A 15860-nucleotide genomic window follows, 5' to 3' on the forward strand; every position below is an offset into this window, starting at 1 on the left:
GTGCTGTCGAACAACGTGTCGACCTGGCCGCGCGCCATGAGATGCGGCAGCTCTCCACCGCCGAACAGCGACTTGACACTGTTGCGCAGTGGACCCGTCACCGCGTCGAACAGGGCCCTGACCTTGTCGAGCATCCAGTTGTAGCCGGACTCGACCCAGCCCGACACCGTGTCGGCGAGACCTCCGCCCGCGTTGGCCCAATGCACATGGTTCACGTGACCCGCGCGGGTCTGTGGATTATACGTGTGGGGCCGACCGGATTTCAGATTCACCGCGCCTGGCTGTGTGTGAATCAGCTCGTAACTGCTCGGATAATTGCTGGCGATCCACCGGTTGACCGACAGCATAAACGGCATGTCTAGTGGCCGTGGACCTGCAATGTCAATTGCTTTTCCTCTGCCGTGCATGTCGGCAGCGCCCGGCCGCATAGTGTCAGTGATGCGGGCCCGTGGGATTCCCTGCTTAATCGCCGCCGACAGTTCTTGCCACGTCACCGGCCCACCGGTGGCGAAAGCCGGTAATCCGCCGGTCAGCAACCGTTCACGCCATCGAGCAACAGCTCCGTGACCGCCCGCAGCACGTACTTCCCGCGCGGTCAGTACGTGCTCGCCGTGGGACAACCGGGCAATGATGGAATCGCTGGTCGCACTGCCGGCCCCCGGACAGCACCGCCGACAGCAAACGTCGGCGCGGGCTTGAAGTCCGGTAACGGGATAATCGCTTTCGCCTGGTTCCAGAGGCCGCCGATGCCCTTGTTGTACACAGTGTCGACCACCCACACGACAGGCTTTTTGAAGCCGTCACGCAACCGATCCCACACGCCGACGATGCCGTCGACCAACAACGTGAATGTGTCTTTGAACCAGCGGACGCGCGTCCGCGAACGCCTGAAACAACGGGTGCAGATGCGTGCCATACACCGACGTGAACATGTCCGACATCCGCTGCCAGCCAGCTTTGATCAGGTCGAACACCGGCGATAGGGCATTGTTCCACAGCCAGCTGCCGACAGCGGCAAACGCCCGAAACACAGGCGCCACAATCGTGTCGTAGCACCACTGGATCAGAGTACACATGAGCTGCCACGCCAACTTGATGCCGTTACATGCGGGTCTCAACGCGTTCTCGCTCAGCCAGCTAGCCATCTCGGCGAAAGCCTCGAACGTCGGCTTAATCAGCGTGTCGTAGCACCACTGGAACGCGACGCCGAGACCCTTCCAGGCAAGTACCAGCGGACCGATCGCCAGCGCAATGATCGCCTGGCCGACAAAGATGGCGATATCGTGGAATAGGTCGAGAACTGGTTTAATCAGCGTGTTCCAGGTCCACGAGATCGCATCTCCCAGGCCCGTCCAGGCCACAGTGAATACGCTGGATATCCAGTCGCCCACCGATTGCAGCTTCGCCCACAAATTGAGAATGCCTTCGCGGAACCAGTCCACATTGTTCCAAGCCCACACGATGGCTGCGACGAACGCCGCCAGCGCGATCACGACGAGCGCAATCGGATTTGCCGCCATGACCGCGTTGAACGCCGCCTACGTAACCGTGCAGATTTTCATCCACGTATTGACCAGCATTTGCTTCGCAACGGTCCACGCGAGCCCGTTGCGGAACGCTGCGTACGCATTCGTGCACAATTCCACGGACTTCTTGGCGCCGTCCCACGCAATTTTCGAACCCTGCACGACCGGCGTCAACGCAAGCTGCGCAGCCTATACGGATGCCACCGCGATCTTCTGACCGATGAACGCCGCAGACACCGCGCCGATCGCGATACCCAGAGCCGCCGCGACCGACTCGTGCGCCGAGAGCCAGTCGCCGAACTCGCCCAGCACGTTCATGAGCGGCCGTAACGCGACCATCGCGGCACCAAACGCGACGCCGAGCCCTACCATGATGCCCCGGAACACCGGAAGCGCGCCCTGGACGAGTCGCGCGACCGCTGACCGGAAGTCCTCGATCGCAGCCGTGACACCCCAGTCGTCAGCGGTCCTCTTGATCTCCCGGAACGTGCCGGGGATTTGCCGGAGCCCGTCACTGACTCTCGCGCCGAGCTGTGCGATCTGTGGCGCCCACCGGTCGGTCATGGGCTCCAGCATCTCGCCGAGCGTTATGCGCACGTTGTCAGTGGCGATCTTCCACTGGTTCTTCATCGATGTACTGGCGCTCTCGGAGCCAGCAATCGTCATCTGGAATGCTTTACTGCTTCCGCTGCCGATCGTGGTCAGCACGTCGTCGATCTTCACGACGCCTTCGGTGACCATCTTCTTGAGCTGTTCGGTCGTGACGCCCATGTGCTCGGCAAGCGAGGCATAGATCGGGACGCCGGTCTAGGACAGCTGCTGAAGGTCCGAGGCGTACACGCGGCCGGAGTTGACCATCCGCAGCAGCGCGTCGTTGGCGCGTTCCATCGCGGACGAGTCGCCGCCAGCATTCGTGATCGAGGCGCCCACATTGCGGAGGACATCTTCGGCCTGCTGGCCCTTGACGCCCATGTAGGCGAGCTGCTGGCTCGCTTTCGCGTAGGCCTGGTACTCGATCGGTGAGTTCGACGAGAGCCGCTTCAACCGCTCCATCATGTCCCCGGCGTCCTGCGCGGACCCGTAGAGTCCCGTCAGCGTCAGCCGCGTGTTCTAGATGTCCTGTGCGGCCTGTAGTGCGCTGGAGCCGAGGCTTCCGAGTCCCACGGCGGCTGCGAGCCCACCGGCCCTCCGTGCGACACCTCGCAGTGGAGTGTCGATGCCGTTCTGGATCGATGCACCAATCGACTGGGCCGTTGCACGGATAGAGGTTCCCACGCGGGCGAACGTGGAGCCGAGTCCGCCAATCGCGCGGCGACTGACACCGCCGAGTGTGCCCATGCGCCCGGAGAACGCCGATGACGCCGCGCCGAGCTGTGTGAACCCGGCATGGAAGTTCCGCAACGGTTGCGCTGCGGCCTCGAACGCGCGGCGACTGAGCCCACCCAACGAGCCCATGCGACCGGTCAACGCCGATGCGGCACCATCGGCGCTACGGAAGCCCGCGTGGAAGTTCCGTAGCGGCGCCGACGTGCTGTCGAGTGCCCGGCGCGTCGTCGCACCGAACTGGTGCATGCGCGCCGCGACACCGTTCGCCGTCGACTCCACGCGTTGAAAGCCCGCCGCGAACTGCGCTACGGCTGCCGACGCACGTGGCATCTGCGCTGCGAACGCCTGCGCCACGCGCACGGACGCACGCGCCGCATGGCTCTGCACGCTGTCGAACGCGCGACGCATGCCGACGACCATGCGATCGGTCGCGACCCGCATGGGTACACGCACCGGCTGGAGCTTCGCAGCGGTCAGATCACGGCGGACCTGACGTTGGAAGCCGCGCACATCGGGTACCACGCGGACACTGACCTGGGCGGTCGTGAGCGCCACTGTCGTTCACCTTCCTGGTGTAAGCACTGCTGAGAGCGCATCGAGCTGTTGACGTGACCGACGCCGCTCAAGCCGGTCGAACGCGGTCTCCGGTCTCGGCATGAATCGGGTCGACGGCGCCCGACCGCTCTCGGAGTTCACCGCGACCACCGTCGTGCGCAGCGACAGCAACAGGTCCGCGATGTCGGTCAACCGCGCAAGCACCGGGTCATAGCCCCGGTAGCTCGGCGCCACGCGATCAGCACCGGCGTCGCCCTGAACGCCCATGCGTTCGGCGTACTCGTCGTCATCGAGCATCGCGGCTTTGAACGAGCCGTGCTCCGGCAGCCGCGCGCTGAGCCGCACGAGTTTGCTCCACCGGTGTTCGCCGCGGAACCAGTCCAGAAGATCGAGCCCCAGCTCATGGTGCAGGTCGTATTCCAGCTCGGGTCCGTAGCGGTCGATGAGCTCCCAGCAGCGGATCAGTTTCCCATGTCGTCGAGACCCAGATCGCGCATCACGTCGGTGACGAGAGCTTGTAGCGCGGTGATCGGCTCATCCCCGGCGACCCGGCGCAGCTTCGCACCGTTCTCGTCGCCGAAGAGCACGTCGATCTGGGACCACTGGTCGTTCGCGTCCAGCGTCGACAACCGCTCCATCGCCGTCGACGACGGCACATACACGCGCACGACGCCCTCAGCGCCGAGATCGACCTCGGAGTACTTCTCGCGGGACTCGCGGACATAGGCGTCCCACGACCTGCGCTCAGACCTGCTGCTCATCACTTCGTCGGCCCGGGCTTGGCAGCGTCATCATCGGAACCGGAACCGGAACCGTTGCCACCTCGCGGCGGCTTCGGCGCAGGCTCAGGCGACGGCGACGGCGACGGCGAGTCTCCGCTGAAGTCCATGTCGGCGGCCCTCGACTCAAAGCCGGGCCCCGCGAGCACCTGCCGGAAGCTGTACTTGAGGTCCTGGTCCACGGTGGCAGACCACGTCAGTGGATACGTCAGCGCGTCCTCATCCGACCAGGTCAGCTCGCCGTACTCGGAGATCGTCGCGCGCGGCAGCACGTTGATCACGTAGAACGCGTCGCTCCCGGAGCCGTCGATGCCGATCGCGATCAGGCGCCAGTAACGCGTCGACGGCGCGACCTGACGCGTGTAGCTCAGCTCCCCGTCGACAAGTCGGGCCTCCGACAGGTCCACGTTGTTCGACAGCTCCAGCGTCAGCCGCGAGGTCTCCTGCGCGGTCATCGCGAGCCCGGTGACGTCCTTGGTGATGTCACGGCGCGTGGGCTCCACCGAGCCGTGGGACTCGATGTCGCTGCTGTCGGTGTCACGGGACCACTTGTAGCCGTCCTTCTTCGACACCCAGCCGATCGTGCGGTACTCCGGCGGCAGCTCCTGCAGCGCGCCAGCCACGGTGAACGTCTCCGGCACCGGTGCGCTCATCGGCGCCACCGCGACCACCGCGTCGAGAACCTTGCGAATGTTGCCTGCCTTCGCACGCTTGAGCGTGAGAAGGTCCGTGTCAGCCATGTGAGCTGTCCTCCATGTAGGGACTGCGTCTGCGCAGTCCGAATCGGTAGCTGGAACTCACCGCGCGGATGTCCAGCCGTGGGTCCGAGAGCTGCTGAGCGGGCGTGACGGTCGACGCGGTGTCGATCAACACCGTGTCGACGACGGTCGCGGCACACGCGAGTACCCGCTGCCGTACGAGACCGTCGAGCGCCCATGACTCCACGCGCGTGGCGCCGTAGCACGTGGTCTCCACGATCGGAGAATCGGTGAGGCCATCGTCGGAGCCGCCGGTCCGGCTCACGCGCACCATCGGCGGTGTGAATCCCTCCGGTGCCTCGGTCACCGTCGGCGCGATGTCGGCGAACAGTGTCACGAGCACCTGTTCGATGTCCGGGAACGGCTCCATGTCGCTCATGCCGACTGCGCTGTACGCCGGAGCCAGAACGAGCCGCGCATACGGCTCGTGCCGAACTCGACTGATGCCGCGTACGGCGCGCTCACCGTGACGTGTGCGACCACGCGGTCGCGCGTGGTGCCGCTGTTGCGCTCGGTGAAGACGTCTACAGAGCCCGCGAGAGCCCCGGTGCGTCGCGGTGCGCTGGCTTGCGCCGATCGCGCGATTCGCCGAGCGACCGCAGCAAGCTCCCGTTCGAGCCTGTCGCTGTTGAGCACCTGCGACAGGTCCACGGAACCTTCATAACGCACGACCTGTCACCCTTCGTATCGTTTTAGCTGCACTACGTAACCGCCGAGTCGTGACGTGAACGGGGACTCCGCACGGGCCGGAACACCGTCCACGTCGAACCAGCTGCCGTCGATGTTGACTTGATCGCCTGCACGGGCCTCCGTGCTCTGTGCGGGCACATAGCACTCGATCCGAGTGCTCGTGCGGTTCTGGCGGCCGTCGGAGTCGTCATGGCTCGACGCGATCCCGATCACCCACGGACTCGTGTCCCAGAACTCGGCGGCCTCCGCGCGGTCGCCGAACGCATCCGGTGGACCCGGTCGACGAAGTTTCACCCGGCGCCTCATGCGAAGTCCCACCACCAGTCAGGTTTCGAGCCACGGCGAACACCGTCGTCGGCTGCACTGATCACCGGCCGGATCGTGAACGCCCCGGTCGCGAGCCCCAGCAGCGCCCACTCGTCTGCGGTGAGCCAGTCGCCGGAGCCCGTCGACGACTGGTCCCGGATCGAGAACGGCCCGATGACCTCGAAACTGCTGGTACCGCCGGTCGGATTACTGATCCGCCGCGCGACGACACTCGCGATCACGTAGTTGACTCGGTCGGCGAAACCGGCCTCACGCGCCACGCGGTCGTCGAGGTCCGGTATCCGCGCCCGCAAGCGTGCTTCGGTCATGGCGATCATGCGCGCGGCGAACTCGCGCTCGGTGTCGGCGAGCTCCCGCATGAGCAGCGTCTCGACGTCAGCGACCGTCGCGTGCATTCCGTCGGCCTCCCGCAGGTCGATGGCCCCAGATGGAATCCGGGGGTCGTACCGGTCGCGACTCCGGTGGAGTCGACTCCGCTGGTTCCGGGGATTCGGTCACCGGGTCCGACTCGGGCTCCGGTGGGTTCGACTCCACGGGGTCCGTAGCTGATCCCGGTGGAGTCGGCTCCGGCCCGGGCGACCCGGTAGCTGGTCCCGGCTCCGGTGCCGGAGGAGTCGACTCCGCTGGTTCCGGTGTCGGCTCCACCGGGACCGCGATCAGCTCCGGTGTTTAGGCCTGCTCCGGGTCCTTGGCGGGCTTACGACCGCCGCTGGCAGCAGCAGGCTTTGCCTTGTCGCCGCTGGTCGCGAGTTCCCACGCGACGAATGCGGTCGGGTCGTTGACGTACCAGCCGAAGGTGCACTCGGCGAGCACCGCGACCTGGTTCGTCTCCCACATCGAGACTCCGCGCACGACCGCCTGGTCCGAGACCTTGATCCGGATCGCGTCGGCGAAGCCGTAGGCGAACTGGGAGAAGTCCCCGCCGATCAGCTTCACGTCGGTACCGGCGTTGTTCCCGATACGACCGGAGACCGCCTTGCCGAACGCCACCGGTAGGCCCAGGAAGCTTCCGACCTGCGCGGTCAGGTTCACCGGGCCCTTGGACTCGACCCCGGTGGCATATGCCAGGTTCCCGAGCCGGTCGCGTGCTGTGGCGAGCTTCGCACGGAACTGCGGGTGCGCGGCAAAGCCGGTGAAGTCGAAATTCTTCTGCTCCGCCGACACGATCAGGTCGTAGCCGGTGAGAATCTGCTCCACGAGACTGTCGGTCGCGTTGACCTGCAGCTTATGGTCGTCGGGGATCGAGCCGATCACGGAGCCGTTGGCGTCGGTGCCCTGGATCGGCTCACCGGTCAGCGAGTTACGGTTGTGGAACGCCGCGAGCTCCACCGCGCGGGAGATCGCGCCGGACAGCTTACCCGCAAGCTCGCTGTAGAGCCCGTCCGGATTCGCCCGCAGGAACTCCTCCGACACGGGCACGATCGTCGCGAACTTCACCGGCGAGAACGTACGCTCCTCACCGTAGGCGAAACCCGACAGCGGCTTGAGGTGACCCTCACGCTCGACGAGCTTCGTGCCGACGCCGACCTGACCGGCCTCGGGATTCGTCGACGCCCGCCGGATCACGTTCTCTCGGATCGACACCGGGATCTGCTATCCCAGGGACAGCAGCGACGAGTTCTCCGCGACCTTGGTGAAGATGTCGCCCGAGACCTCCTTCGGCAGTAGATGCTCTGGCGTGTCCGGGCGCCCGAGGCGTCCCTGACCGTGCGCGATGTCGTCGGTGAACCGGGGATCGATGGGCGCGCCAGAGGCGACATTCACCGGGGCCATAGTCTTCGTCCTTCGTGTAGTGGTCAGTCCCGCCCTAGCTGCGCCTGAATCAAGTCGCGGAGCTGGTTCGCGGGATCAAGTGGTGCAGCATCGCGACGGTTACCGCGACCCTGCGAGTGGTCGACACCGTGCGCGGTGGACCCAGTCGGCGCCGGACGTGTCTGTGTGAACATCCGTGCGAGTTCCACCGCGTCGGCCGTGATCTCGGCGGCATCGGTGCCGCGCAGTCTCGACGCGAAGTCCTCCACGTTCTCCAGCGGCACGCCTGCGTTCACCGTGGCCCGGTAGCGCAGATGCTCCAGTTGGGCCGTGTTCAGCGCCTCCACGTGCTGCGCGTTCTGCTCGGTGAGCTGCTGGTTCTACGCGGTCAGCGCGTTCTCGGAGCTTCGCCGTCGGGCGCACTCGTCGCGCACCGCGCGGAGCTCCTTACGCCAGTGCTCGGGAAGTTCCTCGAACTTGAGCTCGGCCGTGGCGCCAGTGTCGGTGTCTGTCATGGGTCCTCCTGGGGCCTCATGCGGCTCGCCGGGAGCCGTCGGTAGCCAGTGAGCGCCGGAACGCGGTCACTGCTGAGGCACCCGTGGTGCCTCGTGTGGAATCGATCCACTGCTGCTCTGCGCGCATGAACTCTGCGCGACCTGGAAATGAATGTTTTGTGAACACCGGTACGACGACGCAATCACAGTGATTGTGGAAACTCGTCATGGCTCCCGCGCTGACAGCCGACCGGTACACGGGCCCACGGCTGATCAACATCAGGCAAAACGCACACGACGACGTGCCGCCGCTGGTGCGCGCGAACCCGAGCGCGGACCGATCTGTGTGCGTCAGGTCCATGACTCGCAACCGTGGCGCAGCACGTGTGTGTCGAGTCACGGTCGCTACCGCGTGTGGCAACGACGTGAACCGGTGCCCCGGCCGCAGACCCACACGCGCGAGACCCGACGCGAGCGCCGAAGAGCCATAGCGCCGCTACGGTAAGCTGACATGCGACCGCGCGCCGACGTGAACGTCACGTTGACTCTGGTAGAACTCGTCCGCCAGGTGCTCCAGCACCCGACGGGCGCCGAGCACCGTGGACTCCAACGCCCCCGCGACCGCGACGACATCAGACTCGACCGGCTCCGCATCCAACAGCGGCGTCAACACCGACGCTGCTGCCACACTCACACGAGCCGCGACGACGTTCTGGGACCGCTTGAACTCACTCAACCGCACCGCGTGGAGCTTCCTCGCGCGGTGGCGGCACCAACGACTCAAGTACCTGCTGCAACGGATCACCCGACATTAGCGACCGGTACAAGGCCCGCTTGTCCGCGTCATAGCCGAGTTCCAGCCACGCGCCTTCCACCGGCAGAATCCGCGACTGCACGAGCTTCACGACCGCATCAGCTTTCGCCGCCACCGTGGGCGTCGACGCATCCGACCACGTCGTCGACACCGGTAACTGTGCACCCGCGACCAGCCGCAACGCGATGTCACTGACCTGCGACCACGCGGAGCCGAACCCAGACTGCTTACGTTCAGCACGCTTGACATGCCGCGACTCGCCCGAGCGGATCGCATCGGCAGAACTCGGATTCCCGTTCGGCGAAATCCCCAGATAGTGCACCGGTAGGCCCGTCAACGACGACACGACCTTGCCGTACAGCTCAATCGTCTTCGTGAAGTTCTCAAGGCTTGCCCCGTCGAGCTGCACCACGCGGGCCTCAGCGTTGCTCAGCGCGTTCAACCGGCCGAGATAGCCCTCCCACACCGGGATCGGCTCGCCGGTTTCCGCGTCCACGAAGTCATCGCGCGATGCACCGATCACGTACCTCGACGGCACCGCCAGTGTCTCCGACGCCGCCGACAGATTAGTCGCCGTCCGACACACCGCGTCCACGATGGTCATCACGTCTTTCATCTCGGTCTCACCGAACCAGTCGGTGACCCGAGACCTGTTGACCACCGGCACGACCGGCACGACACCCAACCGGTGTTCGTCCTCGTCCACGAGATGCCAGCGCGCATGACGCTGCTGGTAGCTTCTCGTGACGTTCGGCCCATACAACGTCACGAACAGCTCGCCGGTCTCCGGCTCAATGTAACGGCGCAGAGCCGCCCGCAAGTGACGCCCGAACTGGTCGAACTCCACCGTAAGCGCCTCGGAAGACTCCACCGTATAACGCGGCACCGACGGCTCGTCCGGATCACGGCCGACGACCACAAACGCGATGCCTTGCACGAGAGCTTCCGTGTGCGCCGCATCGGAGGCAACCACCATGTCGTTGCGCTTCCACCACGACCACAGCAGCTCATCGGCGCCCGGATCACCCGTGCGGAAACCGCTGACATCGAGTCGTTCGGCTAACGCGTCCACCGTGGTCCGGCACCAGTTCACCACCGTCTGAAGCGACTGCATTTCCGGCGGCGTCGCAAGACCCAACATCGCCAGGCGCTGCGAGCCTCGATAATAGCGGTCCCGCGTCCGCCGCTTCCACTAGAGGCTGCTGCCCGTCGCGAGCAACCGCTCGATCAGCTCCACATCCGGCATCACCGAAACACCACTACCTTTGAGCCCTGAGATCGCCGTGTGTACGCGTCGGACTCCAACACCGATCGGCGCATGAGTCGTGCGAGTACCAACGACACCGCACCATCGATCTTACGGTCCCGGTGACCGCGCCCCAGCGACACGTATTCTCGATACGGGCGGCGCTGAGCGTTGACCACATGCGTCGTCAACAGCGGGTCCCCGACATGCGGGCACGACTTGTTCGCGATGTCGTCTGCGACGAGTTCTGCGGCCCGCGCGACATCGAGCTTCAACGCGCGCATGTCGAAACCAATCAGGTGCTTCGCCGACGCATCAAGCCACAGCCGATCGCCGTACGCGGTCGGCCAGTCCACCAACACGCGACCTTCCAACGGATGTACGTCCGCAGCGAACGCGCGGACCTGAAACCGATCGAATGCGTCCGCGACAGCCGCGTCGAGCGCCGCCACGTCCAGGTCCCGATGCATCGTCGCTGGGTCCCACGTGAATAGCGGCTGTGCGAGCCCGTCCGACAGTCGACAGCCGATAAGGACCGTGGCGTCTTCGGTGAGCGCCGGGTCTAGAGCCAGCACGATCTCGTCGCCATCGACGATTCGATCGTCACACGCGTTGGCGTCCCAGTCCTGTTTCGAAACCCATGAACTCAGGTCCGACACGATCAGATTCCCGAATTCGCGCATGGAACTCGCCACGGGTTTCATCGGCGCCATGATCTTTGACAGAACCTGCGACTGGTTCACCCACGGACACTCATCGTAAATGTATGCCAGTGTCCGTTCGATCGACGCCGGGTCCGACCAATCGGTGTCTGCGGATGCCTCCCGCGACCAATACAACAGCGGACGCTCGTTCACTGTAGCACCAGTGCGTTCGTTAAGCCAGCTATCGTAGATGTCTTCCGCGACGGAGCCCGAGCCCGGTGACCATGTGTTCATGAGTGCGAGCACCCGGGAACCGTCGACCTTCGTCGCGTTGTCGTCAATGGTCTCCCACAAGCGTCGACCACCGTTGGACACTGTCCACTCGGAACACTCGTCCGCGATGACCAATGTCGGGCGAGAGCCGCGAATCGTGGCAGCCCGCGAGGAGACCACGGTGATTTTGCCACCGGCTACGTTACGGGCCCCCGGCGAGAAGATGTGCTTCTTGCCGGGGTCCAGATCGTAGTTCTTGACGAGTTCTGTGCCGCGCGCGTTCCAGCCCGCAACATAGTTGAACGTGTTCTAAGTCTGGCTCTCCGAGACCGCCGCGATCTGAATCAGTGGCATCGACTGCCGTCGACCCAGGAGCTCACCGCAGCGGTTCCGAGACTGGAACCCATTGAATCGCACGGGCCCCGTGAGTTCCACGGTCGCGAGCCAGGCTCCCAGCGGAGACTTCAGCGAGCCGCGCGCGAGCCTAATCGCGCCGCCACGGTAGTAGAACTCTCCGTCGTCGCGTAGCCGGTACCAGTGGCAAATGAACGCGTACTACGACCGCGTGGGTACGAACAAAGCGCCCGCAGACTTGCCGTCGAGGACCCGGAGACCGTTCTCCAGGGACCACCTCACGATCGCGGGACCCAGTGTCGCAAACATGTCAGGTTCGTACGGTGGCAGCGTGTCGGTTCCGACGAGGGGCTCGGTCATCAGGGTCTCTCCGGTGCGGTAGGGTGCTCTGACCTGGGACTTTGGCAGACGTGTGTGATGACCATCATGATTCGGGAACACGAGGGCCGCGGCGGTCCCGTAGATGAAGAAGTCGTAGAACTCGATGACCGTGCCGGTCATGCTCGCGAGCGCGATCCGGCGCATCGACCGCGGTGGCTGCGTGGTGGCAGCGTTCGTCACGTGTGTTCTCCCCGTCGAGAAGCGATGAGTGGGACGGATCGGAGTATCGACACACGGACGGGTGAGATCTGTATCACCAGCTACACAAGACGTGCGTTCCGTCGGACTTCTGTCGACCGTTCGTCGCGGTGCGGTCGCGCACGTCCGGTACTACGTTGGGGACGGTGAGCCTCGCCACCGCCGAACGTGCCGCCCTCTGCGCCGAGTTCGAACGCTCCGGACCCGACCGCCCGACGCTCTGCGAGGGCTGGAACGCCCGCGACCTGCTCACCCACCTGCTGGTCCGCGAGCGGCAGCCGTGGAGCGCCGGGGGGATCGTGCTGCCCGCGCTGTCGGCGATGACCGACAAGGCGATGGACGGCTACGCGTCCGCGGCCTGGCCGAACATGATCGACGATCTGCGCAAGGGCCCGCCCGCGTGGTCGCCGTTCAAGGTCGGCAAGATCGACGAGATCGCCAACGGTGCCGAGTTCTTCGTCCACCACGAGGACCTGCGCCGCGGGGAGCCCGGCTGGGAGCCCCGCCCGTCCGACCCGGGGCGCGACGGGCAGCTGTGGAACCTGCTGCACACCCAGGCCAGGCTGCTGTTCCGGCGCAGCCCGGTCGGCGTGGTCCTGGCCCGCCCGGCGGGCGCGACCCAGGTCGTCGCGACCGGGTTCGGCGTGGTCACGGTGACCGGCGAGCCCGCCGAGCTGGTGCTGCACGCCTTCGGCCGGGACGCGGCGCGGGTCGAGGTGACCGGTCTGCCCGCCGACGTGGAGGCCTACCGCGGCGCACCGACCGGGATCTGACCGGGATCCGTCGGTACCGGGCGGTACCGTCACCAGTCATGAGCACCGGTCCCGATCCCGCCCCCGGCGGGCAGCAGCACCCGCCGCGCCGACCGTTCGGCGAGGTGCTGACCGCGATGGTCACGCCGTTCGACGCCGACGGCGAGCTGGACCTGGCCAAGGCCGAGGAGCTGGCGACCCACCTGGTGGACCTCGGCAACGACGGGCTCGTCGTCAACGGCACCACCGGCGAGGGCCCGACCACGTCGGACACCGAGAAGTCCGAGCTGATCCGCGCGGTCGTGTCCGCGGTGGGGGACCGGGCGACGATCGTCGCCGGGGCCGGCACGTACGACACCGCGCACTCGATCGAGCTGGCCCGCAGCGCGGAGCGCGCCGGTGCGCACGGGCTGCTCGTGGTCACGCCGTACTACTCCCGGCCGCCGCAGGAGGGCCTGCTCGCGCACTTCACCGCGGTCGCCGATGCGGGCGACCTGCCGGTGATGCTCTACGACATCCCGCCGCGCAGCGTCATCGGCATCGACGTCGACACCTTCCAGCGCCTGGCGCAGAACCCCCGCATCGTCGCGGTGAAGGACGCCCGCAACGACCTGCGCGTCGGCACCGAGGTGCTGGCCACCACCACGCTCGCCTACTACTCCGGCGACGACCCGGTGAACCTGCCGTGGCTCTCGGTCGGGGCGGTCGGCTTCGTCAGCGTGATCGGCCACGTCGTCGCCGACCGGCTGCGCGCCATGATCGACGCCTACCACGCCGGTGAGCACCAGCGGGCCCGCGCGCTGCACTACGCGATGCTCCCGGTCATCCGCGGGATGGGCCGGGTCGGTGGCGCGGTGTTCGCCAAGACCGCGCTGCGCCTGCGGGGCATCGACGTCGGCGACACCCGGCTGCCGCTGCCGCCCGCCACCGAGGACCAGATCGCCGCGATCGCCGGGGACCTCGCCGTCGCCGGGGTGGCGCTCGACCCGCAGGCCCGCCCGAACCTCCCGCTGTACCAGCCGGGCCACGGCGCCCTGGGCGGCCGCACCGCGGCGGACCTCGGCGCCGAGGTCGCCTACCACCGGACGTAGGTCCCCCGGTCGCCGTCGCGCGCCCGGCCCGCCCCGCGGCGACGCGACCCGACCCCCCTGACACGAACCCGAGAACACGAACCCATGTGAGGCACGAACCCCTGTGAGTCCCCAGCGCAACGACCGACGCAACCGGCCCGGCCGGTCGCTCTCCGCGCCGCCGGAGCACATCGAGCGTCCGGAGCTCCCGGACGGCCCGCCACCCGCCCTCGCGCAGGGCGGCCTGCGCGTCTACGCGCTCGGTGGCATCGGTGAGGTCGGTCGCAACATGACCGTCTTCGAGTACGAGGGCCGGCTGCTCATCGTCGACTGCGGCGTGCTGTTCCCCTCCGACTCCGAGCCGGGCATCGACCTGATCCTGCCCGACTTCCGCACCATCGAGGACCGCCTCGACGACATCGACGCGCTCGTGCTCACCCACGGCCACGAGGACCACATCGGTGCCGTGCCGTGGCTGCTGCGGATGCGCCCGGACATCCCCGTCGTCGGGTCCCGGTTCACGCTCGCCCTGGTCGCGGCGAAGTGCAAGGAGCACCGCCTGACCCCGCACCTGCAGGAGATCCGCGAGGGCGACCGCGTCTCCCACGGCGGCTGGGACTGCGAGTACTTCGCGGTCAACCACTCGATCCCCGACGCCGTCGCCGTCGCCGTCCGCACGCCCGCCGGGCTGCTGCTGCACACCGGTGACATCAAGCTGGACCAGCTCCCGCTCGACGGGCGGCTCACCGACCTGGGCGGGTTCTCCCGGCTGGGCGAGGAGGGCGTCGACCTGTTCCTGGTCGACTCCCACCAACGCCGAGGTGCCGGGCTTCGTCACCCCCGAGGCCGACATCGGGCCGGTCATCTCCGACCTGGCCCGCCGGGCGCCGTCGCGCATCATCCTGGCCTGCTTCGCCAGCCACGTGCACCGTGTCCAGCAGGTGCTCGACGCCGCGCAGGCCCACGGCCGCAAGGTGTGCCTGACCGGACGGTCCATGGTCCGCAACATGGGCCTGGCCGACGACCACTCGCTGCTGAACATTCCGCCGGGGCTGCTCGTCGACATCGACGAGGCGATGCGCCTGCCCGACGAGAAGCTGGTGCTCGTCTCCACCGGATCGCAGGGTGAGCCGCTCGCCGCGCTGTCCCGGATGGCGCGCGGGGACCACCGCAGCATCACGTCGCCCGGACGACACGATCATCCTGGCCAGCTCGCTGATCCCCGGCAACGAGACCGCCGTCTTCGGCGTGATCACGGGCTGACCCGGCTCGGCGCCACCGTCGTGCACCAGGGCAACGCCAAGGTGCACGTCTCCGGGCACGCGCCCGGCCGGCGAGCTGCTGTTCCTCTACAACGCGGTGCGCCCGTCGAACGTCATGCCGGTGCACGGGGAGTGGCGCCACCTGCGGGCCAACGCCGCGCTCTGCGCGTCGCACGGGGGTGCCGGAGGAGTCGGTGGTCATCGCGGAGAACGGCGTGGTCGTCGACCTCGTCGACGGCCGCGCGGCGATCACCGGCCGGGTCGAGGTCGGGCAGGTCTACGTCGACGGGCTGTCGGTCGGCGATGTGGGCGAGACCACGCTCGGTGACCGCATCGCGCTCGGCGAGGGCGGTTTCATCGCGATCAACGTGGGCGATCGACCACAGACCGGCCGCGCGCTCTCGCGCCCGACGCTGTCCGGTCGCGGGTTCTCCGACGACCCGAAGGCGCTCGACGCCGCCCAGGCACTGGTCGAGGACGAGCTGTCCCGGCTGGAGAACGAGGGCGTCACCGACCCGCACCGGATCGCCCAGGGCGTGCGGCGCGTCGTCGGACGCTGGGTGTCGGACACCTACCGTCGCCGCGCCCATGATCGTCCCCCGACGGTCATCGCGGTGTGAGCAATGTGGAGGGGTCGTCGACCCCTCCACAGCCGCGTC

General features: G+C 66.9%; 21 protein-coding genes and 2 pseudogenes. 3 read left to right on the top strand and 20 right to left on the bottom strand.

Going from position 1 to position 15860, the window contains the following annotated elements; all coding sequences use genetic code 11:
* From KPL59_RS10825 to KPL59_RS10915, 20 genes and pseudogenes are all read right to left on the bottom strand, one after another.
* Positions 1-620: hypothetical protein (locus KPL59_RS10825; RefSeq protein ID WP_226360734.1), on the bottom strand; the 620-nt coding region annotated here is incomplete at its 3' end.
* Between the two features lie 180 nt (positions 621-800).
* Positions 801-1520, bottom strand: coding sequence for a hypothetical protein (locus KPL59_RS10830; RefSeq protein WP_226360735.1), 720 nt, complete (start codon positions 1518-1520; stop codon positions 801-803).
* 195 nt (positions 1521-1715) lie between these two features.
* On the bottom strand, positions 1716-2297 hold the full coding sequence (locus KPL59_RS10835; RefSeq protein WP_226358481.1) for a hypothetical protein: 582 nt from the start codon (positions 2295-2297) through the stop codon (positions 1716-1718).
* A 36-nt stretch (positions 2298-2333) separates the two neighbouring features.
* Complete coding sequence (locus tag KPL59_RS10840) at positions 2334-2627, bottom strand: tape measure protein (RefSeq protein ID WP_226360737.1); 294 nt, start codon at positions 2625-2627, stop codon at positions 2334-2336.
* A gap of 9 nt (positions 2628-2636) precedes the next feature.
* Positions 2637-3407, bottom strand: a complete 771-nt coding sequence (locus KPL59_RS10845; RefSeq protein ID WP_226351485.1) for a hypothetical protein — start codon at positions 3405-3407, stop codon at positions 2637-2639.
* Between the two features lie 6 nt (positions 3408-3413).
* Positions 3414-3752, bottom strand: coding sequence for a hypothetical protein (locus KPL59_RS10850; RefSeq protein ID WP_226359521.1), 339 nt, complete (start codon positions 3750-3752; stop codon positions 3414-3416).
* Between the two features lie 116 nt (positions 3753-3868).
* Positions 3869-4168, bottom strand: coding sequence for a hypothetical protein (locus KPL59_RS10855; protein WP_226351483.1), 300 nt, complete (start codon positions 4166-4168; stop codon positions 3869-3871).
* Positions 4168-4926 carry a hypothetical protein gene (locus KPL59_RS10860; RefSeq protein ID WP_226351482.1) on the bottom strand — a complete coding sequence of 253 codons (759 nt, stop codon included), beginning with the start codon at positions 4924-4926 and terminating at the stop codon, positions 4168-4170. Before KPL59_RS10860 ends, KPL59_RS10855 begins: the two co-directional genes overlap by 1 nt.
* Positions 4919-5323, bottom strand: a complete 405-nt coding sequence (locus KPL59_RS10865; protein WP_226359520.1) for a hypothetical protein — start codon at positions 5321-5323, stop codon at positions 4919-4921. Before KPL59_RS10865 ends, KPL59_RS10860 begins: the two co-directional genes overlap by 8 nt.
* Positions 5320-5595, bottom strand: a complete 276-nt coding sequence (locus KPL59_RS10870) for an HK97 gp10 family phage protein (RefSeq protein WP_226359519.1) — start codon at positions 5593-5595, stop codon at positions 5320-5322. The genes KPL59_RS10865 and KPL59_RS10870 overlap by 4 nt, the downstream gene beginning before the upstream one ends.
* 24 nt (positions 5596-5619) lie before the next feature.
* Positions 5620-5928, bottom strand: coding sequence for a hypothetical protein (locus tag KPL59_RS10875; protein WP_226351479.1), 309 nt, complete (start codon positions 5926-5928; stop codon positions 5620-5622).
* Positions 5929-5936: 8 nt separating this feature from the next.
* On the bottom strand, positions 5937-6356 hold the full coding sequence (locus tag KPL59_RS10880; RefSeq protein WP_226351478.1) for a Gp19/Gp15/Gp42 family protein: 420 nt from the start codon (positions 6354-6356) through the stop codon (positions 5937-5939).
* Between the two features lie 274 nt (positions 6357-6630).
* Entirely contained in the window at positions 6631-7545 is a 915-nt protein-coding gene (locus tag KPL59_RS10885; RefSeq protein WP_226351477.1) for a phage major capsid protein, read from the bottom strand.
* Positions 7546-7554: 9 nt separating this feature from the next.
* Positions 7555-7725: a hypothetical protein gene (locus KPL59_RS10890; protein ID WP_226359518.1), complete on the bottom strand. Its 171-nt coding sequence runs from the start codon at positions 7723-7725 to the stop codon at positions 7555-7557.
* A gap of 32 nt (positions 7726-7757) precedes the next feature.
* Positions 7758-8060 carry a hypothetical protein gene (locus KPL59_RS10895; protein WP_226351475.1) on the bottom strand — a complete coding sequence of 101 codons (303 nt, stop codon included), beginning with the start codon at positions 8058-8060 and terminating at the stop codon, positions 7758-7760.
* A gap of 33 nt (positions 8061-8093) precedes the next feature.
* Positions 8094-8228 (bottom strand): hypothetical protein, encoded by a 135-nt coding sequence (locus KPL59_RS35600; protein WP_255676110.1) that lies wholly within the window; start codon positions 8226-8228, stop codon positions 8094-8096.
* Positions 8229-8703: 475 nt separating this feature from the next.
* Positions 8704-8895 (bottom strand): hypothetical protein, encoded by a 192-nt coding sequence (locus KPL59_RS10900; RefSeq protein WP_226359517.1) that lies wholly within the window; start codon positions 8893-8895, stop codon positions 8704-8706.
* A 40-nt stretch (positions 8896-8935) separates the two neighbouring features.
* Positions 8936-10189, bottom strand: a pseudogene (locus KPL59_RS10905) (phage portal protein); the annotation flags it as partial.
* A 77-nt stretch (positions 10190-10266) separates the two neighbouring features.
* Complete coding sequence (locus KPL59_RS10910; protein WP_226359516.1) at positions 10267-11265, bottom strand: hypothetical protein; 999 nt, start codon at positions 11263-11265, stop codon at positions 10267-10269.
* 474 nt (positions 11266-11739) lie between these two features.
* Positions 11740-12099: a hypothetical protein gene (locus KPL59_RS10915; protein WP_226360738.1), complete on the bottom strand. Its 360-nt coding sequence runs from the start codon at positions 12097-12099 to the stop codon at positions 11740-11742.
* Between the two features lie 164 nt (positions 12100-12263).
* Between KPL59_RS10915 and KPL59_RS10920 the strand changes: the two genes are divergently transcribed.
* The 3 genes and pseudogenes from KPL59_RS10920 to KPL59_RS10930 all read left to right on the top strand — a co-directional run.
* On the top strand, positions 12264-12890 hold the full coding sequence (locus KPL59_RS10920) for a TIGR03085 family metal-binding protein (RefSeq protein WP_226360736.1): 627 nt from the start codon (positions 12264-12266) through the stop codon (positions 12888-12890).
* A gap of 38 nt (positions 12891-12928) precedes the next feature.
* Positions 12929-13960 carry a 4-hydroxy-tetrahydrodipicolinate synthase gene (dapA, locus tag KPL59_RS10925; protein ID WP_149663884.1) on the top strand — a complete coding sequence of 344 codons (1032 nt, stop codon included), beginning with the start codon at positions 12929-12931 and terminating at the stop codon, positions 13958-13960.
* 268 nt (positions 13961-14228) lie between these two features.
* A pseudogene (locus tag KPL59_RS10930) lies at positions 14229-15860 on the top strand (ribonuclease J); the annotation flags it as partial.

It is taken from the genome of Pseudonocardia sp. ICBG1142 (assembly GCF_020496255.1).
GTDB lineage: Bacteria > Actinomycetota > Actinomycetes > Mycobacteriales > Pseudonocardiaceae > Pseudonocardia.